Genomic DNA, 21,812 nt, shown 5'->3' on the forward strand with positions numbered 1-21,812 from the left:
AGCCAGTAAGCTTCATCCCGTTTTCAGGGCTGAAGCGAGGAGTGTTACTGGTGCGGCTATCCCGGACGATCACGATCTGGCTGGCCGGAGCGGCCGTGCTCCTGCCCGTCTCGGCCTGTTCCTCCGAGGAGCCGGCGCCGGGCAAGGTGCCGCAGGCGGCCGCCTCCGTCGCGCCGAGCGAGGAGCCCGCCGAGGTCAAGACCCACCCCTTCACCGGCAGGCCGTACGACAGCCTCAAGCCCGTGCTGGCCGTGAAGATCGAGAACACCGCGGCGGGCAAGCCGCAGCAGGGCCTGAAGAGCGCCGACATCGTCTACGTCGAGCAGGTCGAGGCCGGTCTGACCCGAATCATGGCGATCTTCTCGTCCAAGCTGCCGTCCAAGGTGGGGCCGGTGCGCAGCGCCCGCATCTCCGACCTGCACATCGCGCCGCAGTTCGGCAAGCCCGCCTTCTCCTACTCGGGGGCGCAGAGCAAGATGTTGCCGTTCATCGCCGAGGCATCCCTGTTCGACGTCGGCGACACGCGCAACCCCGGCGCGTACTTCCGCCAGCCGGGCCGCTTCGCCCCCTACAACCTGTTCGCCAACACCAAGCGGCTGCTGGCCGCGGCGCCGAAGGCGAGCAAGGCCAAGGACATCGGCTTCACCTTCGGTGACGCTCCGGCCGAGGGCGGCGTGGAGCGCAAGTCGTACACGGTCAAGTGGCCCGCCGCCCGCTTCACCTTCGCCTGGTCCGAGGCGCGGAAGAAGTGGATGATCTGGCAGGACGGCAAGAAGGACGTGGCCGCGGAGGGCGGGCAGCTCGGCGCGCCGACGGTCGTCATCCAGTACACCAAGACCGAGCGCTCGCAGTTCCACGACAAGAACGACAGCTACACGCCGCTCGTGCACACCACGGGCAAGGGCAAGGCGATCGTGCTGCGCGACGGCAAGGCGTACAAGGCGAACTGGGAGCGGGAATCGGAGAAGGACGGCACGACGTTCACCACGGATAGCGGCGAGCCGATGAACTTCGCACCCGGCCAGGTGTGGGTCGCCCTCGCCAGCCGCAAGCCCGTCATCCCCTAGTCCTTCTGTATAAGTAAGGCGATAAACCCTGACATATTGGCAAGTCGGGGGAGGGGTCCGTCAGGACCTACGATGGGCTTGAGAACATACCGATTCGCCGTGAGAGCCCGTGAGGAAGACCGTGTCCAGCAGCACGCCAGAAAGCAGCCCCGTCACCGGAACAGTCCGCGTCAAGCGCGGCATGGCCGAGATGCTCAAGGGCGGTGTCATCATGGACGTCGTCACGCCCGAGCAGGCCAAGATCGCTGAGGACGCCGGGGCGGTCGCCGTCATGGCCCTCGAGCGCGTCCCCGCCGACATCCGCGCCCAGGGCGGCGTGTCGAGGATGAGCGACCCCGACATGATCGACGGCATCATCGAGGCCGTGTCGATCCCCGTCATGGCCAAGGCCCGCATCGGCCACTTCGTCGAGGCGAGGGTGCTGCAGGCGCTCGGCGTCGACTACGTCGACGAGTCGGAGGTGCTCACCCCGGCCGACTACGCCAACCACATCGACAAGTGGCAGTTCACCGTGCCGTTCGTGTGCGGGGCGACCAACCTGGGCGAGGCCCTGCGCCGCATCACCGAGGGCGCGGCGATGATCCGCTCCAAGGGCGAGGCCGGCACCGGTGACGTCTCCAACGCCGTCACCCACATGCGCACGATCCGCGCCGAGATCAAGCGGCTCACGTCGCTGCCCGAGGACGAGCTGTACGTCGCCGCCAAGGAGCTGCAGGCGCCGTACGAGCTGGTCGCGGAGGTCGCGAAGCTCGGCAAGCTGCCGGTCGTGCTGTTCACCGCGGGCGGCATCGCCACCCCGGCCGACGCCGCGATGATGATGCAGCTGGGCGCCGAGGGCGTCTTCGTGGGCTCCGGCATCTTCAAGTCGGGCGATCCGGCCAAGCGCGCGGCGGCCATCGTCAAGGCCACCACCTTCTACGACGACCCCGACGTCATCGCCAAGGTCTCGCGCGGCCTGGGGGAGGCCATGGTCGGCATCAACGTCGACGACATCCCGCAGCCGCACCGGCTGGCCGAGCGCGGCTGGTAATCCCCCGTACGGCGAAAATCGCCAAAAAAGGCGGCATCCGCGAAGGATGTCGCCTTTTTCTGTTCTGCTGTTCACCCGCTGGTCATGATCCTGAGTCAGGCTACGGACGTCCCTCACCCTTGATCGTCCAGGAGCCTCACGTGTCCAAGCTGAACCGCCGGCACTTCCTCGTCACCGGTTTAGCGGCGGGCGCCGCCGCCGCGATCCCCGCGACCGGCGCGCACGCCGACCCAGACCCCGCCGCGGACCCCAGTAAGGAGACCGCCCAGAGCCTCGCCTCGCGCGGGCTGCGCACCGACCCCTTCACCCTCGGCGTCGCGTCGGGCGACCCCGACCACGAGGGCTTCGTCATCTGGACCAGGCTCGCCCAGCAGCCGATGGCCGAGGACGGGCTCGGAGGCATGCCGCAGCGGCCGTTCCCCGTGTCGTGGCAGGTGTACTCCGACGAGAGCGCCCGCCACGTCGTGCGCAGCGGCGTGACGGTGGCCGCCCCGGAATGGGGGCACAGCGTCCACGTGGAGCTCGCGAACCTGGGCTCCGACCGCGACTACTGGTACCGCTTCCGCGTCGGCCCGTACGTCTCGCCGCTCGGCCGCGCCCGCACCGCCCCGCACCCCCTGTCGTACGGCGGCGCCCTGGCCATGGCGTTCGTCTCCTGCTCACAGTACGAGCACGGCTATTTCACGGCGTACCGCCGGCTGGCCGAGGAGCGCCCCGACGTGATCCTGCACCTGGGCGACTACCAGTACGAGTACACCAAGGACACCTACAACATCCCCGGCGGCAACGTCCGCGACCACGAGGGCCCCGAGACCGAGACCCTCGCCAACTACCGCCAGCGCCACGCCCAGTACAAGACCGACCCCGACCTGCAGGCCGCGCACGCCGCCGCGCCGTGGCTGGTGGTGTGGGACGACCACGAGGTGGACAACAACTGGGCCGACGAGGTGCCCGAGAAGCCCGAGATCCCCCAGCCGGACTTCCTGAGCAGGCGCGAGGCCGCCTTCCGCGCCTACTACGAGAACATGCCGCTGCGCCGCACCTCCATCCCGCGCGGCATCGACATGCAGCTCTACCGCCGCATCCGGTGGGGCAGGATGGCCACCTTCCACATGCTCGACACCCGCCAGTACCGCGACGACCAGGGCTGCGGCGACGGCTACCGCGACTGCCCCGCCTCGGTCGACCCGGCCCGCTCCATCACGGGCGCCGAGCAGGAGGCGTGGCTGCTGGACGGCTTCCGGCACTCGCGGGCGCAGTGGGACATCCTCGGCCAGCAGGTGTTCTTCGCCCAGCGCGACAACAACGACGGCCCGGCCAAGATCACCAGCCAGGACGCGTGGGACGGCTACGTCGCCTCCCGCAAGCGCATCACCCAGGGCTGGCTCGACGCGAAGGTGCGCAACCCGGTCGTGCTGACCGGCGACGTGCACGCCCACTGGGCCAGCGACCTCAAGCTCGACTACGACGACCCGACGGGTCCGTCCGTCGGCTCGGAACTGGTGGCCACCTCGGTCTCGACCGGCGGGAACGGGACCGACTCCGACCCGGCCACGCACCCGTTCCTCAAGATCAACCCGCATCTGAAGTTCTACAACAACCAGCGCGGCTACGTGCTGACGAAGGTCGAGCGCGATCAGATGACGGCCGACTTCAAGGTGGTGCCGCAGGTGCAGACACCCGGTGGCGAGGTGTACACGCGGGCCACGTTCGTGATCGAGGACCGGGTGCCCGGGGTGCAGCAGACGTACTTGCGCCCGATCGACCCGGCCCTGCGCAGCCAGCCCATGACCGTGGAGGAGACGGTCCGCCTGGAGACCGAGCGTCCGTGAACCCTCCGCGCCGGCCGGGACACACCGCCGTGTCCCGGCCGGCGCGCTCCGCGGCCCTCTGGCCACGAGGCGCGGACCCTGGTAGGAAGATCCCGGCCCGTCGTGGTGTTGAATTGTCTGAACCCGCACCCGGACGGAAGGATCTGCTGTGCCCACGATCGGTGTGCTCGCCCTGCAGGGCGACGTGCGCGAGCATGTGCGCATGCTCCAGGAGGCGGGGGCGCGGGCCACGGCCGTGCGCAGGCCCGCCGAGCTGGAGGCGGTCGACGGCCTGGTCATTCCCGGCGGCGAGTCGACGACGATGTGGAAGCTCGCCGAGGCCTTCGACATGTTCGAGCCCCTGCACATGCGGATCAAGGAGGGCATGCCCGCCTACGGTTCCTGCGCCGGCATGATCATGCTGGCCGACCGGATCGAGGACGGCGTTCCCGGCCAGCAGACCGTCGGCGGCATCGACATGGTCGTCAAGCGCAACGCGTTCGGCCGCCAGGTCGATTCGTTCGAGGAGGACATCGACTTCGCCGGGCAGCGGGTGCACGCGGTCTTCATCCGCGCGCCGTGGGTCGAATCCGTCGGCGCGGGCGTCGACGTGCTGGGCAAGTGCGAGCCTGGGGATAGGATCGTCGCGGTCCGACAGGGGCCGCTGCTCGCGACGTCGTTCCATCCCGAGCTGACCGGAGACGCTCGCGTGCACCGTTACTTCGTAGACATGCTGAGGGAGCTCTAGCCAATGTCCGGCCACTCCAAATGGGCGACGACGAAGCACAAGAAGGCCGCGCTCGACGCCAAGCGCGGCAAGCTGTTCGCGAAGCTCATCAAGAACATCGAGGTGGCGGCCCGGACAGGTGGTCCTGACCCGGATGCCAACCCCACCCTCTTCGACGCCATCTTCAAGGCGAAGAAGAACTCCGTGCCCAACGACAACATCGAGCGGGCCCGCAAGCGCGGCGGCGGCCTCGAGGCCGGCGGCGCCGACTGGCAGACCATCACCTACGAAGGCTACGCGCCCGGCGGCGTCGCGGTGCTCATCGAGTGCCTCACCGACAACCGCAACCGCGCCGCCTCCGAGGTGCGCGTGGCGCTGACCCGCAACGGCGGCTCGCTGGCCGACCCCGGGTCCGTCTCCTACATGTTCAACCGCAAGGGCGTCGTCATCGTGCCGAAGAACGGCCTCGACGAGGACACCGTGCTGATGGCCGTGCTCGACGCGGGTGCCGAGGAGGTCAACGACCTGGGCGACTCGTTCGAGGTCGTGTCCGAGGCCGGTGACCTGGTGCCGGTGCGCAAGGCCCTGCAGGACGCCGGCATCGACTACGACTCGGCGGAGTCGAGCTTCCTGCCGTCGATGAGCGTGCCGCTCGACGAGGAGGGGGCCAAGAAGGTCTTCCGCCTCATCGACGCGCTGGAGGACAGCGACGACGTCCAGAACGTCTACGCCAACTTCGACGTCTCCGACGACGTGCTGGCGGCGCTGGACTAGCGTTCCCGCCCGGCGAAGGCCGGGGTGCGTCAGGACGCCTCGGGTGTGGCGGGCCTGGCCCAAGGGCTGCGCGAGACGGCAACGGCCCCCGGAACGCTCCGGCTCGTCGCCGCGGCCGCCGGGGTCCAGACGTTCTCGTTCGGCACGGTGCTCGCCCGAGGCGGCCCTGAACGCTCCACGGAGACGCTCGCGAGCCTCCCGTACGACTGTGCCCTCAGGAGGGCCGAACCAGGCGCTGGAGCGGCCGTCGTGACCGTCACGGGGGCGGTCCTGGGCGTGCTCGGCATCGTCCCGACCGTCGTCGCCGTGACGCCGGCGGCCGCCGTGGCCGCACAGCTGCTCTGTCCCGACAGGCTCGCCCTCACGGCAAACGGTTCGCGAGCGCGCACGCCCGCCGCATAAGTTGGCTGACTGTGGAAATACGCGACCTCGCCCCTGATGACCTCGACGACGTCCTTGACCTTCGCAGACGCGCCTTCGGCCCGCTGTCCGCCTCCGACAGGGACAGATGGCGCCGGGCGGTGCTCCCAGCCCTCGGTGAGGGCCGCTATCTGGGAGGCTTCGACGGCACCAGGCTGGCCGCCGCGGCGCGGCTGCGTCAGTTCACGCAGTGGTGGCACGGCAGGCCGCAGCCGATGGCCGGGATCGCCGGGGTCACCGTGGCGCCGGAGGACCGCGGCCGCGGCTGCGGCAGCACGATCATCCGGGCCGTCGTCGAACGCGGCAGGGCGCTCGGCGACGCGGTCTCCGTGCTCTATCCGGCCACCACCGGCATCTACCGCTCGCTCGGCTATGAGCACGCCGGAGCCCAGCACAGCGTTCGGCTCCCCGCCGAGCTGCTGCGCCAGATCCGGCCGTCCGGCCAGGTCAAGTTGCGCAGGATGGGCCCGGGCGACGCCGGAGAGGTCGTCTCCATCCTGCACCGCGTCCACGGCGCGGCCCGCGCCAGCGGGCCCATCTCCTGGGACGAGCAGACCTGGAGCCTGTGGCTCGAGAGCGAGGACGACTTCCTCTATGTCGCCGACGACGGTTTCGTGATCTACCGGTGGCACGGCGAGGACATGCTGGTCGACAGCCTCGTCGCCGGATCAGGGGAGACGCTCAGGGCACTGTGGTCCCTGGTGGGCAGCGCGTCCTCGATCGCGCACGAGGTCGTCGCGCACGTGGCTCCCGACGACCCGGTGTTGTGGCTGCTGCGCGAGCGGACGATCGAGCAGGTCACGCAGCGGCGGTGGATGTTCAGGGTGCTCGACGTCGCCGCGGCGGCCGAGCGCAGGGGCTACCCGGCGCGCCTTGCCGGCGACGCCGTCGTCACCGTGGACGACCCTCTCGGAGGGGGCGGCACGTGGCGGCTGGAGTTCGCCGGAGGCTCTGTCGCGGTCACCCCGGCCGAGCAGCCCGGGGTGCGGCTCAGCGTGAACGGCCTCTCCGCCCTGTACGCCGGGATCCCGGCGGCCACCCTCCGCCTCAGCGGGCTCATGTCCGGAGATGACCGATACGACGAGACACTCGACGCCGCCTTCGCCGCCAGGCCGTACATGCTCGAGGACTTCTGACGGGCGTTTCCCGGTGCGCGGCCACCGTGGGCGGAGTAGAGTCTCGTGCCGAACAGATGTTCGGCGTACACGGGAGGGCATGCCGGTGCGGGTGATGGGCGTCGATCCGGGGCTGACCCGGTGCGGTCTGGGCGCCGTGGAAGGGCGTCCGGGCGCGCCGCTGACGCTCGTGGCCGTCGGGGTGGTGCGCACCGGCGCCGACGAGGAGCTCGGGGCCCGGCTCGTGGGCATCGAGGCCGGCATCGAGAAGTGGCTCGACGACATGCGTCCCGACGCGGTCGCGGTCGAGCGGGTCTTCAGCCAGCACAACGTACGCACCGTCATGGGCACGGCGCAGGCCGCGGGGATCGCGGTGTTGTGCGCGGCCCGGCGCGGGCTGCCCGTGGCGCTGCACACGCCGTCCGAGGTGAAGGCCGCCATCACCGGCAGCGGCACGGCCGACAAGAAGCAGATCGGCGCCATGGTCACGCGGCTGCTGCGGCTCGCCGAGATGCCCAGACCCGCCGACGCCGCCGACGCGCTCGCCCTGGCCATCTGCCATGTCTGGCGAGGCGGCGCCGAGCACCGCCTCGCCGCGGCCCTCGCCAAGGCCAGGAAGGGCTCGGGGCCGTGACGGCGCAGTGGAGCATCCCGCTCGCCGGACGGCCGGCCGTTTCCCCCCGGAAGGCCAGGCGGTCCTGGCGCGGTGACGCCGGCCGCTTCCGGGGCGGTTCATGGGGGCGTTGGCGCCACGTGCGGGGCCGGCCTTCGGCAGGCCGGGTCCTGAGGCGGAGGGCGGGGTTGTGATCGGATCGAAGACAGGAGGCGGGTTGTGATCGCGTCGGTGGCGGGGAAGGTGACGGCGATCGCGCCCGACGGAGCCGTGATCGAGGTCGGCGGCGTCGGGATTCTCACCCACTGCACCCCCGGGACGCTCGCCACGCTGCGCATCGGCGAGGAGGCGCGCCTGGCCACGTCGCTCGTCGTGCGCGAGGAGTCCCTCACCCTCTTCGGCTTCGCCACCGACGACGAGCGGGCGGTGTTCGAGTTGCTGCAGACGGCCAGCGGCGTCGGGCCCAAGCTGGCGCTGGCGATGCTGGCCGTGCACACGCCCAACGCGCTGCGGGTGGCCGTGGCCGGCGCCGACCTGAAGGCGCTCACCCAGGTGCCGGGCATCGGGCAGAAGGGGGCGCAGCGCATCGTGCTGGAGCTGAAGGACCGGCTCGGCACGCCGGAGACGGCGGTCGACGCCGCGCTCAACGGCGAGCGGAAGGCCGCGGCCTGGCGCGAGCAGGTGCACTCGGGGCTGGTGGGGCTCGGCTACTCCAGCAAGGACGCCGACGAGGCGATCGCCGCCGTGGAGCCTGAGGCCGACGCCGACCTCGCCGCCGGGCGCCAGCCGCGGGTGGCCACGCTGCTGAAGGCCGCGCTGCGATCGCTGAGCGTGCGATGAGCCATGACGGCGGAGCCGTGCGCGGAGCGTCCGGCGCGGTCCTGACGTTCGATAGGTTGGCCCGGCCGGGTCGCGACGGGCGGTGCCATGCCGGGTCCTGCGGGCTGGGTGTGGTGCGTAGGGTCGTCGTCGGCGGGAGGAGGTGCCACGGTGAGCTCTGATCGGGAGCTCGTCTCACCCGACGCCGAGGGCGAGGAACTGCAGATCGAGGCGGCGCTCAGGCCCAAGCGGCTCGGCGAGTTCATCGGCCAGGGCCGGGTGCGCGAGCAGCTCTCCCTCGTGCTCGAAAGCGCTCTGCGGCGGCAGCGGCCACCCGACCACGTGCTGATGAGCGGGTCTCCTGGGCTCGGCAAGACGACCCTGGCGATGATCATCGCGGCTGAGCTGAACGCGCCGCTCCGGATCACCTCGGGCCCGGCCCTCGAACGCGCGGGCGACCTCGCGGCGATCCTGTCGACGCTGGCCGAGGGCGAAGTGCTGTTCATCGACGAGATCCACCGGATGGCCAGGCCCGCCGAGGAGATGCTCTACCTCGCGATGGAGGACTTCCGGGTCGACATCGTCGTCGGCAAGGGCCCGGGGGCCACCGCCATCCCGCTCGACATCGCGCCCTTCACCCTGGTCGGCGCCACGACCAGGGCCGGGCTGCTGCCCGCGCCGCTGCGCGACAGGTTCGGGTTCACCGCCCACATGGACTTCTACGAGGCCGGCGAGCTGGAGCAGGTGCTCCACCGGTCGGCGAGGCTGCTCGGCGTCGGCCTGCCCGACGACGGCGCCCACGAGATCGCCAGGCGGTCGAGGGGCACGCCCCGCATCGCCAACCGGCTGCTGCGGCGGGTGCGCGACTTCGCCGACGTGCGCGCCGACGGGGTGATCGACCGCGCTGTCGCGGCGGCGGCGCTCAACCTTTATGAAGTTGACGCAGAAGGGCTCGACCGGCTCGACAGAGCGGTGCTGGGCGCGCTGCTGAAGAAGTTCGGCGGCGGTCCCGTGGGGTTGTCGACCCTCGCGGTCGCCGTGGGCGAGGAGCCGGAGACGGTCGAAGTGGTGGCCGAGCCGTTCCTCGTACGCCAAGGTCTGCTGGCCAGGACGCCGCGCGGCCGGGTGGCGACCGCGGCCGCCTGGACCCATCTCGGCATGACTCCACCACCGGACGCATTCGGAGCCCAGCTTTTCGACTGATCACAGAACGGTTGCAACCGTTTCAATATGGGAACTTCCCCGCGCGCCGAAACGCTGCTTCGTTGCCGCGTTTCGCGACAAGCGCCTACACTCCGTGGCTTGGCTGGCTGTGTAGGCTGACGGCCCGAGTGGCGCGGTCCGACGCGACGCACGGAATTTCCGGCGCGAGGCCGGTGTCAACTCCTTGTACGACAATGGAAGGTCGCCCCTTATGGACATGGGACAACTCGGAAGCATCCTGCCGCTGATTCTCTTGGTGGTGGTGTTTTACTTCCTGCTGATCCGCCCTCAGCGCAAGCGCCAGCAAGAGGCGATCCGGATGCAGAACTCTCTCACCCCGGGTGCGCGCGTCATGACCACGACGGGCCTGTTCGGCACCGTCGTCGCGGTGGACAATGAGGACGTCGTCCTCGAGGTCGCCCCCGGAGTCGAGACCCGCTGGGTGAAGGCCGCCATCGGCCGCGTCGTCACGCCCGGAGACGCTCCCGCAGGTGACGGGACCGCTGACGGCACCGCGTCCGACGAGGAGGGCAAGAACGAGTCCGAGGCCGCCGTGGATCGCAACGGAGACCAGGACTCCAGCACCAAGCAGTCCTGACTAAGCTCTGCGACAAACCTCTATCTGAAAGAACTGACGACCAGTGGCCCGACCGACCAGCCGCCACAGCCGACCGGGGCGTACGCTCCTGGTGCTTCTGGCGCTCTTCCTCGCCCTGGGCGGGACGATGTTCCTGCAGCAGGCGTACACGCCCAAGCTGGGGCTCGACCTCGCCGGCGGCACGACGGTGACTCTGTCGCCCGTGACCCAGAACAACGCGGCTCCTCCAGAGGAGATCCTTGACCGGGCGGTCAACATCATCCGCGACCGGGTCAACGGCACCGGCATCTCGGACGCGGAGGTCGCCAAGTCCGGCGACAACATCATCATCTCCATTCCGGGTGTCGGGCAGAACGAGGCCATCAAGCTGGTCGCGACCACCGCGGAGCTGCGCTTCCGCCAGGTGCTCGCCATGGAAGCCACGCAGGCCCCGGCAGACCTGGCGACCAACGCGCCGACGCCGAGCGCCTCGCCCTCGGGCGGCAAGTCCGCCGAGCCCTCGGACCCCGCGAAGAAGCCGGACGAGCCCGAGGCCTCCGACCCGGCCAATAAGGCCTCGGAGCCGGTCAGGCCGCCGGCGTCTCAGTCGGCCGGAGCGCCGCAGCCGAGCACGTCCCCCACGGGCAAGGCGCTGTCGTCGGCGCTGACCGCGCCGACGCCCAGCACGCCGGCCGAGCCCTCCGCCACGCAGAGCCCCAAGGGCCAGGACAAGCGGGGCACCAACGACGGGAAATCCACGCCCGCGCCGAGCGGCGACCCCAGCCAACCCCCGGCGGATGACCCCAACGCCACGGGCATCAACACCGAGGGCATCGACCCCGCGGTGCTGGCCCAGTTCAAGAAGCTCAACTGCGCCGACCCCGCCAACCGCGGGCAGGGCGTCCAGGACGACCCCAACAAGCAGTACGCCGGCTGCGAGAGCGACGGCAGCTTCAAGTACGTCCTCGACGTCGCCAAGGTCGTCGGCACCGACATCGACACCGCCTCCGCGGGCGTCCGCCAGGGCACCACCGAGTGGGTCGTCCAACTCGACTTCAAGAGCAAGGGCGCCGGTGAGTGGAGCAAGCTCACCACCGCCGCCTACAACTCCCAGGAACCGCGCAACAAGGTCGCCGTCGTGCTCGACGGCGTCGTCATCACCGCCCCCAACATCATCAGCCCGATCCCGGGCGGCCGGGCGGAGATCACCGGCGGCTTCGATCAGGCCAGCGCCACCACGCTGGCCGACCAGCTCAAATACGGCGCGCTGCCGCTGAAGTTCAACCGCAGCTCCGTCGACACCGTCTCCTCGACCCTGGGCCAGGACCAGCTCGAGGGCGGCCTGATCGCCGGCCTGATCGGCCTGGCCCTGGTGGTCGTCTACTGCCTGCTCTACTACCGCGGCCTGGGCATCGTGGCGGTGCTGAGCCTCGTGGTGGCCACGATCATCACGTACACGTCCGTGGTGGTGCTCGGGCACAACGCCGGCTTCCGCCTCTCCCTGCCGCACATCATCGGCCTGGTGGTCTCGATCGGCATCACCGCCGACTCCTTCATCGTGTACTTCGAACGCATCCGTGACGAGATGAAGGAAGGGCGGCGCACGCTCCGCTCGGCCGTAGAGGTGGCCTGGGTCCGTGCCAGGCGCACGATCCTGATCGCCGACGCCGTCATGTTCATCGCCGCCATCGTGCTGTATTTCCTGGCGGTGGGCGGTGTCGCCGGATTCGCGTTCGCGATGGGCCTGACCACGCTGATCGACGTCGTGGTGGTGTTCCTGTTCACCAAGCCGTTCATCGCTCTGCTGGCGAGGGTGAAGTTCTTCGCCAAGGGACACCCGCTGTCCGGCCTTGACGCCGAGCGCATGAGCGAGGTCGGCTCGACCGGCCGCACGACCACTCCGCAGGAGGCCTGAGATGGGACTGGGGCGTCGCCTCTACCGCGGCGAGATCGACGTCGACTTCGTCGGCAAATGGCGGCTGTGGTACAGCCTGTCCGGCCTGCTGCTCGCCGTCTCGCTGGCCGGCTTGCTGTTCAACGGGCTCAACCTGGGCGTGGAGTTCAAGGGCGGCACGATCTTCTCGTTCAAGTCCTCGCAGGGCACGGTCGAGCAGGTGCGTGAGTCCGTGCTCGACCAGGGCGTGCACCAGGTGATCGTCCAGCAGGCGGGCACGAATGGCTGGCGGGCCACCACCGAGAGCCTGCCGGAGGACACCCGGGTCCAGGTGCAGAGCGAGATCGCCAAGGACTTCGGGGTCCCGCTCGACCAGGTGAGCATCCAGGCCATCGGCCCGTCCTGGGGCGGTGAGGTCTCCCAGAAGGCCTGGATCGGCCTGGGCGTGTTCATGCTGGCGATCATCCTCTACCTGTCGATGGCGTTCGAGCCGAAGATGGCGCTGGCCGCGATCGTCGCGCTCATCCACGACCTCGTCATCACGGCCGGCATCTACGCCTGGTCGGGCTTCGAGGTCACGCCGGCGACGCTGCTGGGCTTCCTGACCATCCTCGGTTACTCGCTCTACGACGCGGTCGTGGTGTTCGACATGATCAAGGAGGTCACGGCCAAGCTTGGCCACACGTCCAAGCAGACCTACTCGATGGCCGCCAACAACGCGCTCAACCACACGCTGATCCGATCGCTGAACACCTCGCTGGTCGCGATCCTGCCGGTGGCGGCGATCCTGTTCATCGGCACCACGGTGCTCGGCGCCGGCACGCTGAAGGACCTGTCGCTGTCGCTGTTCGTCGGCATGGTCGTCGGCACCTACTCCTCGTTGTGCGTGGCCACGCCGCTGCTGGTGACGCTGAAGGAACGCGAGCCGAAATACCAGGCCATCGCCAAGCGGCTGGCCTCCACGGGCGGCGCCAAGGGAGCGAAGAGCTCCAAGAAGGCCGCGGCGGCCAAGGGATAGCCCACTCGCCTTCCGCGACGCCCCCGCCCGGCATCGGGCGGGGGCGTGGTCGTGTCCCCGCCCCTCGTGACGACCCGGCGCGGCCTTGGAAACGCCCCTGGCGAGAGCGTACGGCCGTGGCGCGAGGGTGAAGCCCCGTGAAGCGCCGCGGCCGTCGTCATGCCGCCAGGAACGCTCTGAGGCACGCAGGGGCGCGTACGGGGAGGCCGGTGGGTGGAGGTGGTCCGGTCAGGGTCCGCTATGCACCATCATGGAGCGCGGCAGTCGGCCGGTGAGGAATGCGAGGAAACACCATGAGCGAGCTGGACACGTTGATCCTGGAGCGGATCAGGGACGTTCCCGACTACCCGAAGCAGGGCGTCCTGTTCAAGGACATCACCCCGCTCCTGGCCGATCCCGTGGCGATGGCCGCCGTGGTGGACGAGCTGGCCGGGTTGCACCAGGTCGACAAGATCGTGGGGATCGAGGCGCGCGGGTTCATCCTCGCCGCTCCGGTGGCGTACCGCGCGGGCGCCGGGTTCGTGCCGGTGCGCAAGAAGGGGAAACTGCCCGCCGAAACCCTCGAGGAGTCCTACGATCTGGAATACGGCTCCGCGAGCATCGAGGTCCACCGTGACGCCCTCGCGTCCGGCGAGCGGGTTCTCATCGTCGACGACGTGCTGGCCACGGGTGGCACCGCCGCGGCGGCCGTGGAGCTGGTCAAGCGGACGGGAGCCGAGGTCGCCGGTGTGGCGGTGCTGATGGAGCTGGCGTTTCTGCGCGGACGCGAGCGGCTGACGGGAGTGCCGGTGCATTCGCTCGTGATCGTGTGAACCGCCCCGCGACTGCTCAAGTTGGCTGCCTGGATACACTTGGGGGATCTGGACTCGAACGTGAGGAGTCATTGCGTGAGGAGTCTGTGTGCCCCGTGATGTGGTCGCGCCCGACGTAACCGAGTCCGGCAACGCCGAAGCGCCCGGCGTGCCGGCGGTGCGCCGAAGGCGGTTTGGGGGTGGGGCCATGAACCCGGTGCTGGAGCCGTTGTTCCGTACGGTCCGCGCCACCCACCCCAAGGCCGACCTGCGTCTGATCGAGCGTGCTTACGACGTCGCGGCCTACCACCACCGTGACCAGAAGCGGAAGTCGGGCGACCCCTACATCACCCACCCGCTGGCGGTGGCGACGATCCTGGCCGAGCTCGGCACCGACGACGAGACCCTGTGCGCGGCGCTGCTGCACGACACGGTGGAGGACACCGCCTACAGCCTCGACGAGCTGCGCGGCGACTTCGGCGAGACGATCGCCTCCCTGGTCGACGGCGTCACCAAGCTCGACAAGGTCAAGTTCGGCGACGCGGCGCAGGCCGAGACCGTGCGCAAGATGGTCGTCGCCATGTCGCGCGACATCCGCGTGCTGATCATCAAGCTGGCCGACCGGCTGCACAACATGCGCACCATGCGCTACCTGCCCGAGCACAAGCGCCACCAGAAGTCGCGCGAGACGCTGGAGATCTTCGCCCCGCTGGCCCACCGCCTGGGCATGAACACCATCAAGTGGGAGCTCGAAGACCTGGCCTTCGCCATGCTCTACCCCAAGCGCTACGACGAGATCGCGCGCATGGTGTCGGAGCGGGCGCCGCGCAGAGACCTTTTTCTGCAGGAGGTCATCGAGAAGGTCTCCGGCGACCTGCGCGAGGCGAAGATCCGCGCCGTGGTCAAGGGCCGGCCGAAGCACTATTACTCGGTCTACCAGAAGATGATCGCCCGCGACGTGGCGTTCGACGACATCTATGACCTGGTGGGCATCCGCGTGCTGGTCGACAGCGTGCGCGACTGCTATGCCGCCCTCGGCACGATCCACGCCCGGTGGAACCCGGTGCCGGGGCGGTTCAAAGACTACATCGCGATGCCCAAGTTCAACATGTACCAATCGCTGCACACGACGGTGATCGGTCCCGAAGGCAAGCCGGTGGAGCTGCAGATCCGCACCCACGCGATGCACCACAGGGCCGAATACGGCGTGGCCGCCCACTGGAAATACAAGGAGGAGGTCGGCAGCCCCGGCCCTCCCGGCAAGGTCAAGCCGGGCAGCGACATGGCCTGGTTGCGCCAGCTTCTCGACTGGCAGAAGGAGACCTCCGACCCGGGCGAGTTCCTCGAGTCGCTGCGGTTCGACCTGTCGGTGTCGGAGGTCTACGTCTTCACCCCGAAAGGGCAGGTCATCGCGCTGCCCGAGGGGGCCACGCCGGTCGACTTCGCCTACGCCGTGCACACCGAGGTGGGCCATCGCTGCATCGGCGCGCGGGTCAACGGGCGGCTGGTGCCGCTGGAGTCGCGGCTCGGCAACGGCGACACGGTGGAGATCTTCACCTCCAAGTCGCCCGACGCCGGCCCCTCGCGCGACTGGCTGAAGTTCGTCAAGTCCGGCCGGGCCCGCAACAAGATCAGGCAGTGGTTCTCCAAGGAGCGCCGCGAGACAGCGATCGAGGCCGGCAAGGAGGCCATCGGGCGGGCCATGCGCAAGCAGGGCCTGCCGCTGCAGCGGCTGATGTCCGGCGAGGCGCTGCTGGCGCTGGCCCGCGACCTGCGCTATCCCGACGTGTCCGCCCTCTACGCGGCCGTGGGCGAGGGGCACGTCGCGGCCCAGAACGTCGTGCAGAAGCTCGTGGCCTCGATCGGCGGCGTCGACAGCGCCGAGGAGGACATCGCCGAGACCTCGCTGCCGACGCGGCTGCGCGGCCGTCCCCGGGGCGGTGGCGGCGCGGGCGTGGTCGTCGCGGGCGACGCCGACGTGTGGGTACGCCTGTCGAAGTGCTGCACCCCGGTGCCCGGCGACGAGATCGTCGGCTTCGTCACCCGCGGCCACGGGGTGTCGGTGCACCGCGGCGACTGCACCAACGTGCAGCAGCTCAAGGCGCAGCCCGACCGGCTGGTGGAGGTCAGCTGGTCGCCGAGCGACGACAGCGTCTTCCTGGTGGCCATCCAGGTCGAGGCGCTCGACCGGCCGCGACTGCTGTCCGACGTCACACGTACGCTCTCCGACCAGCACGTCAACATCCTCAGCGCCTCGGTGACGACCTCGCGCGACCGGGTGGCGGTCAGCAAGTTCACGTTCGAGATGGGCGATCCCAAGCACCTGGGGCACGTGCTGAAGGCCGTACGCGGCATCCAGGGCGTCTTCGACGTCTACCGGGTGAGCGGCGCGGGCGGCTGAGCCGGCGCGGTCGGACGGGGCGGTCGGACGGGGCGGTCAGCCCGCCAGGCCGGGCAGGTCGACCACGATCGCCTCCTGGGTGCTGCGGGCGATCACCACCACCGCCTCCTGCGACGGGTCCGGATTCTCCTCCCGGTGGGGCACGTACGGCGGAACGTAGATGTAGTCGCCCGGGCCCGCCTCGATGCGCACCTCCTCGGCGTCCTCCAGGAAGACGAACGCCGGCGTGCCGCTGACCACGTAGATGGCCGTCTCGGACGCCCCGTGGTGGTGGTCGGACGAGCGGGTGGCGGGCGCGACGTGCGTCTGGCCCATCCACAACCGCGTGGAGCCGGCCGTGGCGCCGCTGATGGCGGCCAGCCGGCGCATGCCGGAGCTCTGCGCCGTATCGCCCGAGAGCCCGCCGGCGGGCACGTGACGCAGCGGCTGGTGGAACGGGTCGCCCTCGGCCCGGTAGCCCTCCCAGAGCCGCCCTCCGGCCCGCTCCAGCACACCTGAGGCCACGGCGGCCAGGCGCACGGGGTCGTCGTGCGCGGAGAGCAGCTCGCCGGCCAGCTCGGGGTCGTGCGCGCGCAGCTCGCGCAGCAGCCACTTGCCGCTTCCCTGCCACCTGCGCCCCACGCCCAGCGCGGTCCTGGCGGCCTCCTGGACCACCTCCCAGCGGATGAACGCCTGCTCGCCGGCGTCGGTGACCCCCGCCAGGTCGTCGAGCAGATCGGACAGCACGTAGCGGGCCCGCTCGGCCTGGTCGGGCGTCAGCCCGCCGGGCCCTGCGGCCAGGCGCTCGCCGAGCACGCTCTGCAGGTCGCTGGCCCGCCCGCCCGTCCTGTCGGCCAGCACCGCGCCCTCCGCGCACATGCGCGCCAGGCTCGGCCTGCGCCTGCCGAAGTCCTTGTCGAAGTAGGCGTGCAGGCTGGTCTCGCTGTGCACGAACAACTCCACCGGCCACCCGCGCCAGCGCAGCGACTCGCGGTAGGGGGCGGCCAGGCCGTCGAGCACCACCACGACGTCGAGATCGGAGGTGCTGGTGCGGCGCTCGGTGAGCACGCTGCCGCCCACGAAGGCGTACAGCGCCCCCGGGAACATCTCCTCGACCAGGGCGCGCGCGTCGGTGACGGGATCCATGCCGTCAGCCTAGATCCCAGGTGCCGACGCGCGCCGCCCGATTCGGCGTCCTGCTCGGCGGGGGCTCAGCTCAGCTGAACTCGGCCAGCGTGCGCTCGGCCTCCTCCAGCCACGACCGGCGGGCGGTCAGCGCCTCCTCGGCCTCCTTGACGTCCTTGGCGCGCCCGGCGGCCTGCGCCTTGGACAGCCGCTTCTCCAGCTGGTCGATGGAGGTGCGCAGCTGGTCGACCGTGCTCTGGGCGCGGGCCCTCGCCTCGGGGTTGGAACGCTTCCACTCGGCGTCCTCGGCCTTGCGCACCGCGTCGTCGACCTTGCGCAGCCCGCCTTCGAGCCGGTCGCGCTGGTCGCGCGGCACGGGGCCGGCGGCCTCCCAGCGCTCCAGGATGTGCCGCAGCGCCGCCCTGGCCGTGCGTGCGTCGGTGACGGGGAGGATCTTCTCCGCCTCGGTGAGCAGCTGCTCCTTGACCCCGGCGTTGGCCGCGAGCGAGGCGTCACGCTCGGCGAACACGGCGGAACGGGCCTGGAAGAACTGGTCCTGGGCGCCCTTGAAGCGGGCCCAGAGCTCGTCCTCGGCCTCGCGCGAGGCCCGGCCGGCGCTCTTCCACTGTTGCATCAGGTCGCGGTAGATCGCCGCGGTGCCGCCCCAGTCGGTCGAGTCGGACAGCGCCTCGGCCTCGGCGACGATGCGCTCCTTGGCCGCGCGCACCTCCTCGCGCTGCTCGTCGAGCCCCGCGAAGTACTGCTTGCGGCGCTTGGCGAACGCCGTGCGGGCGGCCGACAGCCGCTTCCACAGCGCGGCCTCGGTGACCCGGTCGATGCGGTCGGCGGCCTTCCACTCCTCGATGAGCTGGCGCAGCCGCTCACCGCCGGACTTCCAGTGGGTGGTCTCGTCGGCGATGCGCTCGGCCTCGGCGACGATGCGTTCCTTGACCGCCCTGGCCTCGGCCCGCGCCTGCTCGCGAGCGGCCTTGACCTCCTCGCGGCGCTGGGCGACCAGCTCCGTCAGGCCGTCGAGCCTGGCCGTCAGCGCGGCGAGGTCGCCGATCGCGTGGGCGTCGGCGACGGCCTCGCGCAGCTTGACGATGCTCGCCTCGGCCTGTGCCGGAGCCAGGTCGGTGCTCCTGACGCGCTGTTCGAGCAGCTGGACCTGACCGGCCAGCTCGTCGTACTTGCGATGGAAGTAGGCCAGTGCCTCTTCGGGTTCACCGGCCTGCCAGGACCCGACGGCTCGCTCTCCCTCAGCCGTACGCACGTAGACGGTGCCGTCGTCGTCTACCCGGCCCCACGGGTCGGTGCTCACCGTGTCCTCCCGCACTATCCATCAGACCCTTCGGGACTACTTCGTCCCTAGTTTGTATTACGTCAGCTCTTGCCGGCGAATGTCACGTCTTTGATTTCGACGCTTTGCTTCGGCGCTCCGGTCCCGTCTCCCGCGTCTGCGACGACGCCTGCTTTGTTCACCTTGTCCAGGATGTCCAGCCCCTTGGTGATCGTACCCACCGGCGTGTATTGCGGGGGGAGGTTGATGTCTCCGAAAACCAGGAAGAACTGGCTGCCCGTGGTGCCGGGCGCCTGGGTCTTGGCCATCGCCATCACACCCCGCTTGTACGTGGCGCCCTCCAGGTTCTCCTCGGCCATGACGTAGCCGGGGCCGCCCGAGCCGTCCTGGCTCTTGCCGTCGGCCTTGGCGAACGGGTCGCCGCACTGCAGCATCGGGAACTGGTCGCTGCCCAGCCGGTGGCACTTGCTGCCGTCGTAGTAGTTCTTCTTGGCCAGGTGCTCGAGCGAGTTGGTCGTGCACGGCGCCTTGGCGTTGTCGAGCTCGATCACGATGGCGCCGCGGTTGGTCTCGAACGTCATCGTCTTCGTCGCCGGCTTGGTCTTCACCTTCTTCGGCGGCATGCCGACGTCCTTGACCTGACCGCCGGTCTTGTCGGCGGCGTAGTCGCACGTGCCCGCCGCCGCGTCGTAGGGCTTGGGCCCCGTGGACTCCGCCGCCGAGGCGGTGTCCTGGGGCGCCGCCGTGGGGGACGCGGCCGCGTCCGTCGGCGTGTCACCGCCGCCCATGAACGCGATCGCGGCCACGATGCCGCCGACCACGATCACCACGCCCACGGTGGAGCCGATGATCGCCGTGCGCCTGGCCTTCTGCTCGCGCTCGAGACGGCGCTGCATCTGCCGCTCGTAGTGCTCACGCGCCAGCTGCTTCTGCCGGTCCTTCCCCGTGGCCACCGCTTTGCCTCCCATAGTGAATCAACTGAGGTGGGCGAATCGTATCGGCCAATGGGTAATGATTCGCAGCCCGGCGACCCGCACCGGTACCCTTCGGTTACATTCCCATTGGCTTTTCGACGAGATCACCTGAGGCAGATGCTCATCGCCGGCTTCCCCGCAGGGGCCTTCCAGACCAATTGTTACGTCGTCGCGCCCGCCGCCGGCGAGGAGTGCGTGATCGTCGATCCCGGCCAGGACGCGACCGAGGGCGTCGACGAGCTGCTGCGCGAGCACCGGCTCAAGCCGGTCGCGGTCCTGCTCACCCACGGCCACCTCGACCACGTCTGGTCGGTGGCCCCGGTCTGCGGCGCGCGTGACGTCCCCGCGTGGATCCACCCCGACGACCGCCACCTGCTCAGCGACCCCGCCGCCGGCTGGTCCGACACGAGCGCCCAGCTGTTCGGGGGCCTGACGCTGAGCGAGCCCGACGACGTGCGCGAGCTGTCCGACGGCGCCGTGCTCCGGCTCGCCGGCCTCGAGCTCGTGGTCGACCACACCCCGGGCCATACCAGGGGGTCGGTGAGCTTCCGGTCGCCCGGCGACGAGGTCATGTTCTCGGGCGACCTGCTGTTCGCCGGCTCCATCGGCCGATCTGACCTTCCCGGCGGCGACTACGCCACGATTCTGCGCAGCCTTGCCACCAAGTGTCTGCCGCTGCCGGACGATACGGTCGTCCTGCCGGGCCACGGACCACAGACAACGATGGGCCGCGAGCGCGCCGTCAACCCATACCTGAAAGAGGCGGCGCCGCACGCCGGTCCCACACGAGGGATCTAATGAGCTTCCAAGCACCGAAAGGCACCTTCGACTGGCTGCCTCCCCGCTCCGAGCGGGTTCTGGCCGTACGCGAGGCCCTCGCCGCGCCGCTGCGCGGAGCGGGCTACGGCTACATCGAGACGCCTGTGTTCGAGGACACCCAGCTGTTCGCCAGGGGCGTAGGCGAGTCGACCGACATCGTCTCCAAGGAGATGTACACCTTCCCCGACAAGGCGGGCCGTTCCCTGACGCTGCGCCCCGAGGGCACGGCCTCCGTCGTGCGCGCGGTGCTGCAGCACCACCTGCACGCCGGCCAGCTCCCCGTGAAGTTGTGGTACTCCGGCAGCCAGTTCCGCTACGAGCGGGCCCAGAAGGGCCGCTACCGCCACTTCTGGCAGGTGGGCGCCGAGGCCCTCGGGTCGGAGGACCCGGCGCTCGACGCCGAGCTCATCCTGCTCGGCGCCCGCGGGTTCGCCTCGCTCGGCCTCAAGAACGTCACGCTGCTGCTCAACTCGCTCGGCGACAAGGCCTGCAGGCCCGCCTACCGGGCGGCGCTGCAGGAGTTCCTGCGCGGCCTCGACCTCGACGCCGACACCAGGGCCCGCATCGAGATCAACCCGCTGCGGGTGCTCGACGACAAGCGCCCCGAGGTCCAGGCCCAGCTCACCGGCGCGCCCTTGGTGGTCGACCACCTGTGCGCGGCCTGCAAGGCCTACCACGAGGAGGTCCGTTCCCTGCTGGCCGCGTCCGGAGTCGCGTTCGACGACGACCCGCGGCTGGTGCGGGGGCTCGACTACTACACGCGCACCACGTTCGAGTTCGTCCACGGCGGGCTCGGCTCCCAGTCGGCCGTCGGGGGCGGCGGGCGTTACGACGGGCTGAGCGAGATGCTCGACGGCCCGCCGCTGCCCGGCGTCGGGTGGGCGCTCGGGGTCGACCGCACGTTCCTGGCCATGGAGGCCGAAGGGCTGCTGGACGACCACGCGCAGTCGCGCGTCCAGGTGTACGGTGTCCCGCTGGGCGAAGAGGCCCGCCGCCGGATGTTCCTGATCGTCAGCGAGCTGCGCGCGGCGGGCGTCAGCGCCGACATGGCCTTCGGCGGCAAGGGGCTCAAGGGCGCGATGAAGGGCGCCGACCGCTCGGGTGCCGCGTTCGCGCTGATCCTGGGCGAGCGTGACCTCGCGGCCGAGGTCGTTCAGGTGAAAAACCTGACCAGCGCCGAGCAGACCGAGGTGCCGCTGGCCCAGGTCGTCGACGTTCTGAAGGGGAAGGTGCAGTGACCGGCCGGGTCGCCGTCGCTTCGTCGTCTCTCCTGCCCGTGCGAAGGGAAGGCGCGTGATCCGCCGGCCGGCACGTGCCGGGTCGCCGCCGTCCGTTCGCCTCTTCCATCCGTGTGA

General features: G+C 70.2%; 20 protein-coding genes. 17 read left to right on the forward strand and 3 right to left on the reverse strand.

Going from position 1 to position 21,812, the window contains the following annotated elements:
* The first annotated feature begins 50 nt into the window (after positions 1-50).
* The 15 genes from ABGA98_RS27070 to ABGA98_RS27140 all read left to right on the forward strand — a co-directional run bounded on the left by ABGA98_RS27070 (position 51) and on the right by ABGA98_RS27140 (position 16,260).
* On the forward strand, positions 51-1,067 hold the full coding sequence (locus ABGA98_RS27070; RefSeq protein ID WP_347621212.1) for a DUF3048 domain-containing protein: 1,017 nt from the start codon (positions 51-53) through the stop codon (positions 1,065-1,067).
* A 121-nt stretch (positions 1,068-1,188) separates the two neighbouring features.
* The gene (pdxS, locus tag ABGA98_RS27075; protein ID WP_347621213.1) at positions 1,189-2,097 is read left to right on the forward strand and encodes a pyridoxal 5'-phosphate synthase lyase subunit PdxS; all 909 of its coding nucleotides are present in this window, start codon (positions 1,189-1,191) and stop codon (positions 2,095-2,097) included.
* Positions 2,098-2,237: 140 nt separating this feature from the next.
* On the forward strand, positions 2,238-3,929 hold the full coding sequence (locus ABGA98_RS27080; RefSeq protein WP_347621214.1) for an alkaline phosphatase D family protein: 1,692 nt from the start codon (positions 2,238-2,240) through the stop codon (positions 3,927-3,929).
* A 148-nt stretch (positions 3,930-4,077) separates the two neighbouring features.
* A complete protein-coding gene (gene pdxT / locus ABGA98_RS27085) occupies positions 4,078-4,656 on the forward strand; it encodes a pyridoxal 5'-phosphate synthase glutaminase subunit PdxT (protein WP_347621215.1) in 579 nt (192 codons plus the stop codon).
* A gap of 3 nt (positions 4,657-4,659) precedes the next feature.
* A complete protein-coding gene (locus ABGA98_RS27090) occupies positions 4,660-5,409 on the forward strand; it encodes a YebC/PmpR family DNA-binding transcriptional regulator (protein WP_347621216.1) in 750 nt (249 codons plus the stop codon).
* A 24-nt stretch (positions 5,410-5,433) separates the two neighbouring features.
* Positions 5,434-5,811, forward strand: a complete 378-nt coding sequence (locus ABGA98_RS27095; RefSeq protein WP_347621217.1) for a hypothetical protein — start codon at positions 5,434-5,436, stop codon at positions 5,809-5,811.
* Positions 5,812-5,822: 11 nt separating this feature from the next.
* Entirely contained in the window at positions 5,823-6,965 is a 1,143-nt protein-coding gene (locus ABGA98_RS27100) for a GNAT family N-acetyltransferase (protein WP_347621218.1), read from the forward strand.
* Between the two features lie 85 nt (positions 6,966-7,050).
* Complete coding sequence (gene ruvC, locus ABGA98_RS27105) at positions 7,051-7,578, forward strand: crossover junction endodeoxyribonuclease RuvC (protein ID WP_347621302.1); 528 nt, start codon at positions 7,051-7,053, stop codon at positions 7,576-7,578.
* Between the two features lie 198 nt (positions 7,579-7,776).
* Positions 7,777-8,397 carry a Holliday junction branch migration protein RuvA gene (ruvA, locus tag ABGA98_RS27110; RefSeq protein ID WP_347621219.1) on the forward strand — a complete coding sequence of 207 codons (621 nt, stop codon included), beginning with the start codon at positions 7,777-7,779 and terminating at the stop codon, positions 8,395-8,397.
* Between the two features lie 150 nt (positions 8,398-8,547).
* Positions 8,548-9,579 (forward strand): Holliday junction branch migration DNA helicase RuvB, encoded by a 1,032-nt coding sequence (ruvB, locus tag ABGA98_RS27115; RefSeq protein WP_347621220.1) that lies wholly within the window; start codon positions 8,548-8,550, stop codon positions 9,577-9,579.
* Between the two features lie 211 nt (positions 9,580-9,790).
* Complete coding sequence (gene yajC, locus ABGA98_RS27120; protein WP_347621221.1) at positions 9,791-10,177, forward strand: preprotein translocase subunit YajC; 387 nt, start codon at positions 9,791-9,793, stop codon at positions 10,175-10,177.
* A gap of 91 nt (positions 10,178-10,268) precedes the next feature.
* Positions 10,269-12,071 carry a protein translocase subunit SecD gene (secD, locus tag ABGA98_RS27125; RefSeq protein WP_347621222.1) on the forward strand — a complete coding sequence of 601 codons (1,803 nt, stop codon included), beginning with the start codon at positions 10,269-10,271 and terminating at the stop codon, positions 12,069-12,071.
* A 1-nt stretch (position 12,072) separates the two neighbouring features.
* Positions 12,073-13,068 carry a protein translocase subunit SecF gene (secF, locus tag ABGA98_RS27130; protein WP_347621223.1) on the forward strand — a complete coding sequence of 332 codons (996 nt, stop codon included), beginning with the start codon at positions 12,073-12,075 and terminating at the stop codon, positions 13,066-13,068.
* A 293-nt stretch (positions 13,069-13,361) separates the two neighbouring features.
* Entirely contained in the window at positions 13,362-13,880 is a 519-nt protein-coding gene (locus ABGA98_RS27135) for an adenine phosphoribosyltransferase (protein WP_347621224.1), read from the forward strand.
* A 187-nt stretch (positions 13,881-14,067) separates the two neighbouring features.
* Positions 14,068-16,260, forward strand: coding sequence for a bifunctional (p)ppGpp synthetase/guanosine-3',5'-bis(diphosphate) 3'-pyrophosphohydrolase (locus ABGA98_RS27140; RefSeq protein ID WP_347621225.1), 2,193 nt, complete (start codon positions 14,068-14,070; stop codon positions 16,258-16,260).
* Positions 16,261-16,296: 36 nt separating this feature from the next.
* On the opposite strand, the gene ABGA98_RS27145 is transcribed toward ABGA98_RS27140, so the two are convergent.
* The 3 genes from ABGA98_RS27145 to ABGA98_RS27155 form a co-directional block, all read right to left on the reverse strand.
* Positions 16,297-17,385: a cupin domain-containing protein gene (locus tag ABGA98_RS27145; RefSeq protein WP_347621226.1), complete on the reverse strand. Its 1,089-nt coding sequence runs from the start codon at positions 17,383-17,385 to the stop codon at positions 16,297-16,299.
* A gap of 70 nt (positions 17,386-17,455) precedes the next feature.
* Positions 17,456-18,685: a DUF349 domain-containing protein gene (locus ABGA98_RS27150; RefSeq protein WP_347621227.1), complete on the reverse strand. Its 1,230-nt coding sequence runs from the start codon at positions 18,683-18,685 to the stop codon at positions 17,456-17,458.
* Between the two features lie 62 nt (positions 18,686-18,747).
* Positions 18,748-19,617, reverse strand: a complete 870-nt coding sequence (locus tag ABGA98_RS27155; RefSeq protein ID WP_347621228.1) for a peptidylprolyl isomerase — start codon at positions 19,615-19,617, stop codon at positions 18,748-18,750.
* Between the two features lie 138 nt (positions 19,618-19,755).
* On the opposite strand from ABGA98_RS27155, the gene ABGA98_RS27160 reads away from it, so the two are divergent.
* Together ABGA98_RS27160 and hisS are read left to right on the forward strand one after the other, a co-directional pair.
* Positions 19,756-20,436, forward strand: a complete 681-nt coding sequence (locus ABGA98_RS27160; RefSeq protein WP_347621229.1) for an MBL fold metallo-hydrolase — start codon at positions 19,756-19,758, stop codon at positions 20,434-20,436.
* Entirely contained in the window at positions 20,436-21,695 is a 1,260-nt protein-coding gene (gene hisS, locus ABGA98_RS27165) for a histidine--tRNA ligase (RefSeq protein ID WP_347621230.1), read from the forward strand. Before ABGA98_RS27160 ends, hisS begins: the two co-directional genes overlap by 1 nt.
* The last annotated feature ends 117 nt before the right edge of the window (positions 21,696-21,812 follow it).

The organism is Nonomuraea sp. B1E8 (assembly GCF_039871515.1).
Lineage (GTDB): Bacteria > Actinomycetota > Actinomycetes > Streptosporangiales > Streptosporangiaceae > Nonomuraea.

What these genes read in the sequence shown, in the direction of transcription:
- ABGA98_RS27145 (WP_347621226.1), bottom strand. Translation starts at nt 17,385, where the DNA reads ATGGATCCCGTCACCGACGCGCGCGCCCTGGTCGAGGAGATGTTCCCG.
- secF (WP_347621223.1), top strand. Translation starts at nt 12,073, where the DNA reads ATGGGACTGGGGCGTCGCCTCTACCGCGGCGAGATCGACGTCGACTTC.
- ABGA98_RS27160 (WP_347621229.1), top strand. Translation starts at nt 19,756, where the DNA reads ATGCTCATCGCCGGCTTCCCCGCAGGGGCCTTCCAGACCAATTGTTAC.
- ABGA98_RS27090 (WP_347621216.1), top strand. Translation starts at nt 4,660, where the DNA reads ATGTCCGGCCACTCCAAATGGGCGACGACGAAGCACAAGAAGGCCGCG.
- ABGA98_RS27140 (WP_347621225.1), top strand. Translation starts at nt 14,068, where the DNA reads ATGAACCCGGTGCTGGAGCCGTTGTTCCGTACGGTCCGCGCCACCCAC.
- ABGA98_RS27135 (WP_347621224.1), top strand. Translation starts at nt 13,362, where the DNA reads ATGAGCGAGCTGGACACGTTGATCCTGGAGCGGATCAGGGACGTTCCC.
- hisS (WP_347621230.1), top strand. Translation starts at nt 20,436, where the DNA reads ATGAGCTTCCAAGCACCGAAAGGCACCTTCGACTGGCTGCCTCCCCGC.
- yajC (WP_347621221.1), top strand. Translation starts at nt 9,791, where the DNA reads ATGGACATGGGACAACTCGGAAGCATCCTGCCGCTGATTCTCTTGGTG.